At 72.3% G+C, this 9247-nt stretch carries 9 protein-coding genes and 1 pseudogene; 1 reads left to right on the plus strand and 9 read right to left on the minus strand.

Features of this window, described 5'->3' with window-relative positions:
* Positions 1 to 45: 45 nt before the first annotated feature.
* From tatC to FM076_RS05535, 9 genes are all read right to left on the minus strand, one after another.
* Positions 46 to 1020 (minus strand): twin-arginine translocase subunit TatC, encoded by a 975-nt coding sequence (gene tatC, locus FM076_RS05495; RefSeq protein ID WP_173868791.1) that lies wholly within the window; start codon positions 1018 to 1020, stop codon positions 46 to 48.
* Between the two features lie 98 nt (positions 1021 to 1118).
* Entirely contained in the window at positions 1119 to 1400 is a 282-nt protein-coding gene (gene tatA, locus FM076_RS05500) for a Sec-independent protein translocase subunit TatA (RefSeq protein WP_173868792.1), read from the minus strand.
* 218 nt (positions 1401 to 1618) lie between these two features.
* Positions 1619 to 1864 carry a hypothetical protein gene (locus FM076_RS05505; protein ID WP_173868793.1) on the minus strand — a complete coding sequence of 82 codons (246 nt, stop codon included), beginning with the start codon at positions 1862 to 1864 and terminating at the stop codon, positions 1619 to 1621.
* Between the two features lie 10 nt (positions 1865 to 1874).
* Positions 1875 to 2915 carry a helix-turn-helix transcriptional regulator gene (locus tag FM076_RS05510; protein WP_173868794.1) on the minus strand — a complete coding sequence of 347 codons (1041 nt, stop codon included), beginning with the start codon at positions 2913 to 2915 and terminating at the stop codon, positions 1875 to 1877.
* 16 nt (positions 2916 to 2931) lie between these two features.
* On the minus strand, positions 2932 to 3933 hold the full coding sequence (locus FM076_RS05515) for a helix-turn-helix transcriptional regulator (RefSeq protein WP_173868795.1): 1002 nt from the start codon (positions 3931 to 3933) through the stop codon (positions 2932 to 2934).
* Positions 3934 to 4091: 158 nt separating this feature from the next.
* Entirely contained in the window at positions 4092 to 4466 is a 375-nt protein-coding gene (locus FM076_RS05520; RefSeq protein ID WP_173868796.1) for an FKBP-type peptidyl-prolyl cis-trans isomerase, read from the minus strand.
* 112 nt (positions 4467 to 4578) lie between these two features.
* Complete coding sequence (locus FM076_RS05525) at positions 4579 to 5556, minus strand: FKBP-type peptidyl-prolyl cis-trans isomerase (RefSeq protein WP_173868797.1); 978 nt, start codon at positions 5554 to 5556, stop codon at positions 4579 to 4581.
* 191 nt (positions 5557 to 5747) lie between these two features.
* Positions 5748 to 7109 carry a Pup--protein ligase gene (gene pafA, locus FM076_RS05530; RefSeq protein ID WP_173868798.1) on the minus strand — a complete coding sequence of 454 codons (1362 nt, stop codon included), beginning with the start codon at positions 7107 to 7109 and terminating at the stop codon, positions 5748 to 5750.
* 59 nt (positions 7110 to 7168) lie between these two features.
* Positions 7169 to 8413: an MFS transporter gene (locus tag FM076_RS05535; protein WP_173868799.1), complete on the minus strand. Its 1245-nt coding sequence runs from the start codon at positions 8411 to 8413 to the stop codon at positions 7169 to 7171.
* 83 nt (positions 8414 to 8496) lie between these two features.
* On the opposite strand from FM076_RS05535, the pseudogene FM076_RS05540 reads away from it, so the two are divergent.
* A pseudogene (locus FM076_RS05540) lies at positions 8497 to 9247 on the plus strand (LacI family DNA-binding transcriptional regulator); the annotation flags it as partial.

The following is a 9247-nucleotide window of genomic DNA, read 5'->3' on the forward strand; positions in this document are numbered from 1 at the left end:
GGCCGGCACGGTACGGTCGCCCGCCGCTCGGGGGACGTCCGCCGCTCAGGTGACGTCGTCGTAGCCGTCGCGCCGCTGCCGGCCGTCGCCGGGGTCCTCACCGCTGCCGGCCCCGGTGACGGGCCGCGGTCCGGGCACGGCCTCGGAGGCGCCGACGGCCTCGGGGGTGTGGTCGAGCGGGGACGCCTCGTCGTCGTCCAGCCCGGCGTAGGGGTTGGTCCTGCTGCGCCTGCGGTCGTTGAAGAAGCAGATGCCGACGGCGGCGAAGTAGAGCAGCACGATGGGGGCGGCCAGCGCGCACATCGTCAGCGGGTCACCGGTCGGGGTGGCGACGGCGGCGAAGACGGTGATGCCGATGACCATGCCCCGCCACCAGCCCAGCAGCCGCTTGCCGGTCAGGATGCCGCCGAAGTTCAGCAGGACGAGCAGCAGCGGCAGTTCGAAGGCCAGGCCGAAGACGATGACCAGGCGGGTGACGATGTCGAGGAAGTCGTCGAGCGGGATGAGGTTGCCGGCGCCGTCGGGGCTGAAGTCCAGCAGCGTCCGGGCGGCCTTCGGCAGGATCAGATAGGCGAGGAAGGCACCGGCGACGAACAGCGGCACCCCGGCACCGACGAAGGAGCGCGCGTACCGCTTCTCGTGCTTGTGCAGCCCCGGCGCGAGGAAGCCCCACAGCTGGTAGAGCCAGACCGGCGAGGCGATGACGACGCCTGCGGTGAGGGCCACTTTCAGCATGATCGTGAACGGGGCGATCAGGCCGTTGATCGTGATCTCGGCGCAGGTCTCGCCCTCCTTGGCGGCCTCACCGAAACCCTTGGTGCAGCCCACCGACTCCCGCACCGGGTGCATGAGGAAATCGGCGATCTGCTTGTAGTAGACCATCGCCACGATGGTGACGACGAGAATGGCCAGCACCGACTTCATCAGACGGTTGCGCAACTCCCGCAGATGGTCCGCGAGGGGCATCCGCCCCTCGGGGTCCTTCTGCTGTTTACCCTGCTTACGGGCAGACTTGAGCAACCCTCGTCCTCAGTCTCGAAGTGTCGGATACGGCTCTGGGCCACCGCACGGCCCGCGCCGCGCGGCGGAGACGGACACGGTCGGCGCGGCCGGCCGGCTCAGCTCTTCTTGGGCTGGTCCGCCGGCTCGCTGACGGGACGCGAGGTCGAGACGTCACCCGGGGCGGCCTGGATGGTCTTCGGCGCCGACTGGGCCTCGCCGCGGTTGTCCGCGTCGCTGTCCGAAGCGCTTTCCTTCTTCATCTGCTTGGCTTCGCTCTTGAGGATGCGGGCCGACTTTCCGAGCGAACGGGCCATGTCCGGGAGCTTCTTGGCGCCGAACAGCAGCAGGATGACAAGGAGAATCAGAACGATCTCCATGGGCTTCAAACCTGCGATCATGTGCCACTACCTTCTCGCCGGGGCGGCGGGTTTCCTTGCCTGCCGGATGAATCGGACTGGCTGCATCGTGCTGACGTGCCGCATCGATCGTAACCCTGCGGAGTGAACACCGGGCAATCCCTGTGCATCCGCCCGATTGCGCACCCCGGCTGTCGTCGACGCGGCATCTGGCAGCCTACCGCTCCCCCGTCGGGGGCTGGAGACCGCCCGGAAGTCGGTTATGCCTCGTTCGGGTCTTGCCCTTCCGCCCGGCCGCCGCCCCCGGCCCCGTGGCCCCGGCCGCTCCGCACGGCCAGCGGCAGCGCCGCCCGCTCCAGGTTCTCCGCGGCCCGCGTGATCCGCTCGGAGCTGTCCCCCACGGCGCGCGAGAAGCGGCGCACCTCCAGACCCACACGGACGGCGAGGACCCCGAGCACGGCGATCCCGCAGAACGCGACCACCAGAAAGAACATCGGCCAGAGCATGCCCGTCAGCTTAGGCCGTCCCCGCCTCGACACCGGCCCCGGCCACCGCGCCCTCCGCCCCGCAGGTGCCCACCCCGGTCCCCGCCCCGGCCTCCTCGTAGGCGGCCAGCGCCTTCCGGGCGGCGTCCCGGGCGCTCTCGGCCAGTTCCTCCGGCGCCGTGATCCGGCCGTCGGGGCCCAGACGCAGTGCGAGACGGCGCAGGGAGGCCGGGTCCGGGGTGCGCAGGGTGATGCGCAGTCCGCCGTCGGGCAGCTCCTCCGCGCTGTCGTGCGGGTAGTACTCGGCGACCCAGCGCCCCCCGGGGCCGACCTCGATGACGACCTCGGGATCGGTGGCGGCCGGCTGCACGAGGCCGGCGCTCAGGTCGCGGGGCTCTATGGGCGGCGGGTCGGAGCGCTCGTCCAGCAGTCTGATCGCGGCGACCCGGTCGAGCCGGAAGGTGCGCCGCGCCTCCGAGAGGCGGCACCACGCCTCGACGTAGGTGTGGCCGACCGCGAAGAGCCGGATCGGGTCCACCTCGCGCTCGGTCAGCTCGTCCCGGGCCGGCGAGTAGTAGCGGATCCACAGCCTGCGGCGCTCGGCGATGGCCCGGTCGACATCGGCGAAGACCCCGCCCTCCGACTCGAAGGTCACCGACAGCCGCGAGCTGGCTCCCGCGCTCTCCCCGGCGGCGGTCTCCAGCTTGGCGGTGGCCCGCTGCAGGGCGTCCCGGTCGCTCTCGCGCAGCCCCGGCAGCGTGGCCACGGCCCGGGCCGCGACCAGCAGCGCGGTGGCCTCGTCGGCGGCCAGCCGCAGCGGCTGGGCGGTGTCGGCCCCCAGCGCCTCGGCGTTCCGCCACCAGATGCGCTCCCCGTCGGTGTCGATCTCCAGCAGATCGCCGCCGCGGAAGCTGGTGCCGCACATGGGCAGCACGTTGAGGTCGGAGATCAGCTCGTCGCTGCTGATCCCGAACGCGCGCGCGACCTCCTCGACCCGGGCACCCGGCCGGTCCTTGAGGTAGGTGACCAGCGAGAGCATCCTGCGGGTCTGGTCGATGGCGTTGACTGCCATGCTGCGCTCCTCCCCCTCAGCCCTTGGCCACGGCACGCAGCCGGTCGATCACGTCGGCACGCAGCTCGGCGGGCTCCAGCACGACCACGTCGGGACCGAACTCCACCAGCCAGGCGTCGAGACCGTGCCCGTACGGGATCTCCAGTTCGTCCCACCCGTCGCCGAGCGCCCGGGTGTGCAGGGCCCGCGCGCGCAGCGGATAGCCCGCGCCCTCGCGCAGCCGGATCCGCGCGGTGCCGGTGGCGCCCTCTCCCGCCCAGCGTTCCACGGCCTCGCGCACCGTCACCTGATCGGGTACGGGCGCGGTGAAGGCACCGGCGCGGGAGCGGACCGGTCCGGTGATCCGGGAGAGCCGGAAGACCCGCTCGGCCCGCCGTTCCCTGTCCCAGCCGGCGAGGTACCAGTGCCCGCGCCAGCACTCCAGTGTCCACGGTTCGACGTGGCGCTTCTCGGAGCGGGCCGCGTTGGACTTGCGGTAGTCGAACACCACGGGACGCCGGTCGCGGCAGGCCAGCATCAGCGGTTCGAAGGCGGCCTCCCGCGCGGGGATGTGCGGCTCCAGCGTGCCCAGCTGCCGCTCGCCGCCCTGTTCGGGGAGGGTGCCGGACGGCATACCACCGGCGGCGTGCAGCTTCTGGAGGGCGCCGCTGGCCGCGGCGGCGAGCCGGGCCTGCTGCCAGACCCGGGCGGCGAGGCCCAGCGCGGTGGCCTCGGCGGCGTCCAGGGTGATGGGCGGGAGGCGGTTGCTGTCGCGCCGGGCCACATAGGCGGTCTCACCGTCGAGGTTGTCGACGGTGTCGATGACCAGGCCCAGCTCGCGCAGGTCGTCCTTGTCCCGCTCGAACATGCGGCTGAAGGACTCCTCGTTCCCCGGCGCGCCCTCCCAGCCCTCCCCCGGGCCGAACGCCTCGACGTACGCCTCGATCGAGGCACGCAGCTCACGCTTGGTGAGCGGGCGGCGGGCCCCCAGCAGGCACAGCGCCAGATTCATCAGCCGCTCGGCCTTGGCAATAGCCATGGGTTCCCTCGTGCCTCTCTCCTGCTGTGCTGGGCCCTCGACCGTACCGCCAGCGCGGCGGCGGACAAAAGCCGGGAGCCCCGCGGCCCGCGGGGCTCCCGGTCGGTGTGGCGGCCGGTCCTGGCCGAGCCGTCGCCCAGCCGCCGGCCGGACGGCTCTCAGACCGCGACGAGGTCGCAGACGAAGATCAGCGTCTCGTTGGGCGCGATCCGCCCGCCGCCCGCCCCGCGCTCGCCGTAGGCGAGGTGCGGCGGGATGGTCAGCCGGCGCCGGCCGCCGACCCTCATGCCCTGGACGCCCTTGTCCCAGCCCTCGATGACCTGGCCGGCACCGAGCTGGAACTGCAGCGGCTTGCCGCGGTTCCAGCTGGCGTCGAACTCCTCACCCGTGGAGAAGGAGACGCCCACGTAGTGCACGGAGACGTTGTCCCCGGCCTTGGCCTCGGGACCGTCCCCCTCCCACAGGTCCTGGATCTCCAGGTCGGCGGGCGGGGCGCCCTCGGGGAAGTCGACCTCGGGCTTGTCGATGCTCACGAAATTGCTCCTACGAACGAGTCTGCGGGACAACCGCGCCAGTCTGCCACGGGCCCGCGGAGTCCTTCCGCGCGCCCGGGGGACGCCGGTGCGGCCACGGGGCGCCGAACGGTCACTCCACCTCGACGATGTCCACGGAGAAGACGACACCGCCCTCGACCTGCTTGCGCTGCTGCTTGGGGAATGAGCTCTCCGGCACCGAGATCACCACGCGGCTGCCCGCCGTGGCGCCCTTGAGCCCCTCCTTCCACCCCGCGATCCGGGCCACCGGGATCCGCTGCGGCGCGCCTCCCTGCGCCCAGGTGTCGTCCAGCTGCTGGCCGCCCTTCCAGGACTTGGCGGTGAAGTGGGCGAGGATGGTGCTCTTCTCGTCCACCGCCTTCTTGCCGTCGCCCTTGATGATCGTCTCGCTGACCAGCCGGTCGGGCCCTTCTTCCCTGCCCTTGGGCATCCGGACCGACGGCGCCTTGTCCTTGCGGACCGTGGTGCTGACCTTCGGCAGCTCGGGGTTCTGCGGCTTGTCGACCGGCTTGCCGTCGATCGCCCCGGGGGTGATCTTCTTCAGGTCGACGACGAAGACCAGGGTGGAGTTCCCGGGGATGGACGGCGGCCGCCCCTTCTCGCCGTACGCCTTGTCCGGCGGGGCGACGATCTCGACGCGGCTGCCGAGCTTCCTGCCCACCAGCGCCTCGTCCCAGCCCTTGATGACCTTGCCGGTACCGATCTGGAAGGTGTCGGGCGCCTTGCGCTTCCAACTGCTGTCGAACTCCTTGCCGTTCCACAGCTGACCGACGTAGTAGGCGCTGATCACATCGCCCTTGCGGACCTTCTGGCCCTTCCCCGACCTGAGGACCTTGGTCTTCAGCGCGGACGGCGGGTCGCCCTCGCCCTTGTCGATCTTGGGCGTCCTGCCCCAGGAGCCGCTCACGGACGGAGGCTTGCCGTCGGAGCCGCCGTCACCGCAGGCCGCCGCCGAGACGGCCAGCAGGGGGACGGCCAGCAGGGCGGCGACGGAGCGCGTGCTCTTTGAGGAGAGCGTCCGGGAGGCTCGGGGGGCGCGGGGGGTCGAGCCCCCGGGAAAATGCAACATGTGTCCCACTCGCGGGTGTCAGGGGTCGTTCGTACAGTGGCTCACAGCCTACGTCCCGGTAACGAGGGGGCCACCGCGCACGACACGGAAGCACCCCGTCCCCGGTCAACCCCCGGCTGACGAACGGCCGGGGCCGCCTTCCGCGGAAGGCGACCCCGGCCGCTGAGCCACCGGTCCCGGGCGGGCGCCCGTCACATCCCGGCGATCAGCTTCTCCACGCGCTCATCCACCGAACGGAACGGGTCCTTGCACAGCACGGTGCGCTGCGCCTGGTCGTTCAGCTTCAGATGCACCCAGTCCACCGTGAAGTCGCGGCGCTGCTCCTGGGCCCTGCGGATGAAGTCGCCGCGCAGCCGGGCCCGCGTCGTCTGCGGCGGCACCGACTTGCCCTCGAAGATCTTGACGTCGTTGCAGATGCGCGCCGCCCTGCCGCTGCGCTCCAGCAGGTAGTACAGCCCACGGCGGCGGTGGATGTCGTGGTAGGCGAGGTCTATCTGCGCGATCCTCGGGTGCGACATCGTGATGTTGTGCTTGTTCCGGTAGCGCTCGATGAGCTGGTACTTCATCACCCAGTCGATCTCGGTGTTGATCTTGTCCAGCTCCTGGTTGCGGACCGCCTCCAGCGCCCGCCCCCACAGCTCCAGCACCTGCTCGACCCGGCCGGTGCGGATGCCGCGCCGGTCGCAGAAGTCCAGCGCCTTGTCGAAGTACTCCTGCTGCACCTCCAGCGCCGAGGCCTCCCGGCCGCTGGCCAGGCGCACCTTCCGCTGGCCGGTGATGTCGTGGCTGACCTCGCGGATGGCCCGGATCGGGTTCTCCAGGGTCAGGTCCCGCATCACGGTGCCGGCCTCGATCATGCGCAGCACCAGGTCGGTGGCGCCGACCTTGAGGAGCATCGTCGTCTCGGACATGTTCGAGTCGCCGACGATGACGTGGAGCCTGCGGTAGCGCTCCGCGTCCGCGTGCGGCTCGTCACGCGTGTTGATGATGGGGCGGGAGCGGGTCGTGGCGGAGCTGACGCCCTCCCAGATGTGCTCGGCGCGCTGGCTGACGCAGTAGACGGCGCCCCGCGGGGTCTGGAGCACCTTGCCCGCGCCGCACACCAGCTGCCGCGTCACCAGGAAGGGGATGAGCACGTCCGCGAGCCGCGAGAACTCCCCGTGCCGGGCCACCAGATAGTTCTCGTGGCAGCCGTAGGAGTTGCCCGCCGAGTCGGTGTTGTTCTTGAAGAGATAGACGTCGCCCGCGATCCCCTCCTCGTGCAGGCGGCGTTCGGCGTCGACGAGCAGTCCTTCGAGGATGCGCTCACCCGACTTGTCGTGGGTGACCAGTTCGGTCACGCTGTCGCACTCGGGTGTCGCGTACTCCGGGTGCGAGCCCACGTCCAGATAGAGCCGCGCGCCGTTCCGCAGAAACACGTTGCTGCTGCGGCCCCATGACACCACACGGCGGAAGAGGTACCGCGCCACCTCGTCGGGGGACAGCCGCCGCTGGCCCCGGAACGTACATGTGACGCCGTACTCGTTCTCCAGCCCGAAGATTCGGCGGTCCATGACTGAACATTACGCCTGCCGGGACGATCTGAAACCGGGTTCCGTCCTGCTCGTTCCCCTCAGCGCTCCTCGGCCTCCGCACACGGCAGCGGCACCGGCGTGGTGGCCACCACGCCGCGGCCCGCCTCCGCCGGCGGCCTCAGGACCCGCCGGGCGGCCAGCATGACCAGCAGCGCGGCCACTCCGCCCCCGCCCGCGACCGCGAAGCCCGCTTCCGTGCCGCCCCGCTCGATGACCGTGCCCACCGCCGCCGTACCGGCCGCCGCCCCCACCCCGAACGTGGTGACCAGCCAGGAGAACGCCTCCGTCACCGTCCCGGTTGGGGCGTGGCGGTCCACCACGACGAACGCGCACGCCAGCGACGGCGCCAAGAAGAGCCCCGAGAGGGCGCCCAGCAGCACCATCGACGGCACACCCGGCACCAGGGCGAGGGGCAGGTTGCCCACCGCGTACAGGCCCACCAGGACCCGCAGCCGCCCCTCGTGGCTGCCGGGCCAGCCGCGCGCCCCGTAGGCGACCCCGCCCACCAGGGCCCCCGCGCCCTGGGCCGCCAGCAGATAGGTGGAGATCAGGGAGTCCCCGTGGCCGTCGGCGTAGGAGACGGCGGCCAGCGCGAAGGTGCCCAGGCCGAGCCCGACGAAGAAGAAGGCCGCCAGCAGCACCTTCAGGCCCGGCGAGCGCAGCGCGCCCAGCCAGTGCGGCTTGCGGGGTGCGGAGCGCCAGCGGCGCGACGGCGGCGAGACGACCACGGACAGGGCGCCCAGCGCCCCCAGCACGTTGACGACGAGCAGCGCCGCCGCCTCGCTCCACCCGGCGACCAGCAGGGTGACCACCAGCGGTCCGGCCGCGAACAGCACCTCCTGCGCGACGGCGTCCAGCGCGTAGGCCGTGTGCACCTGCTCCTCGCGGCGCAGCACATCGGGCCACAGCGCGCGCAAACCGCCCTCCAGCGGCGGCGTGAACAGCCCGAAGACCAGCACGCAGAGGTAGGCCGCCGGCAGGGAGGCGAGCCCCGTGAGCGCCAGTGCGGCGGCGCCCAGCGCGGAGACCAGCGCGGCCGGCAGCATCACCCGCGGCTGCCCGTACAGGTCCACCAGGCGGCCGAGCATCGGCTGTCCGAGCGCGGTGGCGAGCCCGTAGACCGCCGAGAGCGCGCCGGCCAGCGCCATGCTGCCGCCCTCCGCGCGGATGAACAGCGCGATGGCGAGCGGTCCCGTGGCGTTCGGCAGCCTGCCCACCAGCGTTCCCGCCAGCAGGCGCACCGCGTGCCTGGCCCGTAGCAGTTCGACGTACCCCGTCGCCATCCGGCCACTCCTCAGCGATGGTTTTACGTATAACGGCGTCGTCATACGTACCATGCCCACGAGCCGGGGTGAAGGAGTATGTCGTGCCGGAAAAATCCGGGCCGGAAGGCACAGCGCGGGACGGCGGGCGCTCCGGCCGTCCCCGGCCCACCGGGCACGACGTGGCGAGCGCCGCCGGCGTCTCCCAGGCCACCGTCTCCCTCGTCCTGGGCGGCAAGTGGGAGGGCAGGGTCTCCGCGCGCACCGCCGAGGCCGTACGCGCCGCCGCCCGCGCGCTCGGCTACCGGCCCAACCTCGCCGCGCGCACCCTGCGCCTCGGACGCACCCGCACCGCGCTGCTCGTCGTCCCCGCGCTCACCGGCGACTTCTTCGCCGCCGTCCACCGGGGCGCCGCCGAGGTCGCCACCGCCCACGACTTCGGGCTCCTCCTCTACCCCTCCCCCGAGGGGATCGGCACCGCCCCCGACCCCTTCGCCTCCGCCCGCACGGCCCTCGACGGCGTCATCGCCTCCTCCATGGCGCCCGAGGCCCTCGCCGCGCTGCGCGGCGAGGGCGAGGGCCTGCCCCTGGTGATGCTCGACAGCGACGAGGGGGCCTGCGACGCCACCGTGAACGTGGACATCGCCGACGGCATGCGCCAGGTGGCCGTCCACCTGCGGGAGATGGGCCACCGCCGCGTCGCCCACATCGCCGCGGCCGTGGACTCCTGGACCTTCGCCGTCCGCGGACGCGCCCTGCGCGAGACGCTGCGCGCGGGCGGGGGCGAAGTGGTGACGGCCGAGCGGGCCCCGCTCGGCGTGGCCGGGGCCTGGAGGCGGCGACGCGGGCCCTGAC

It is taken from the genome of Streptomyces albus subsp. chlorinus, assembly GCF_013302895.1.
Lineage (GTDB): Bacteria > Actinomycetota > Actinomycetes > Streptomycetales > Streptomycetaceae > Streptomyces > Streptomyces chlorinus.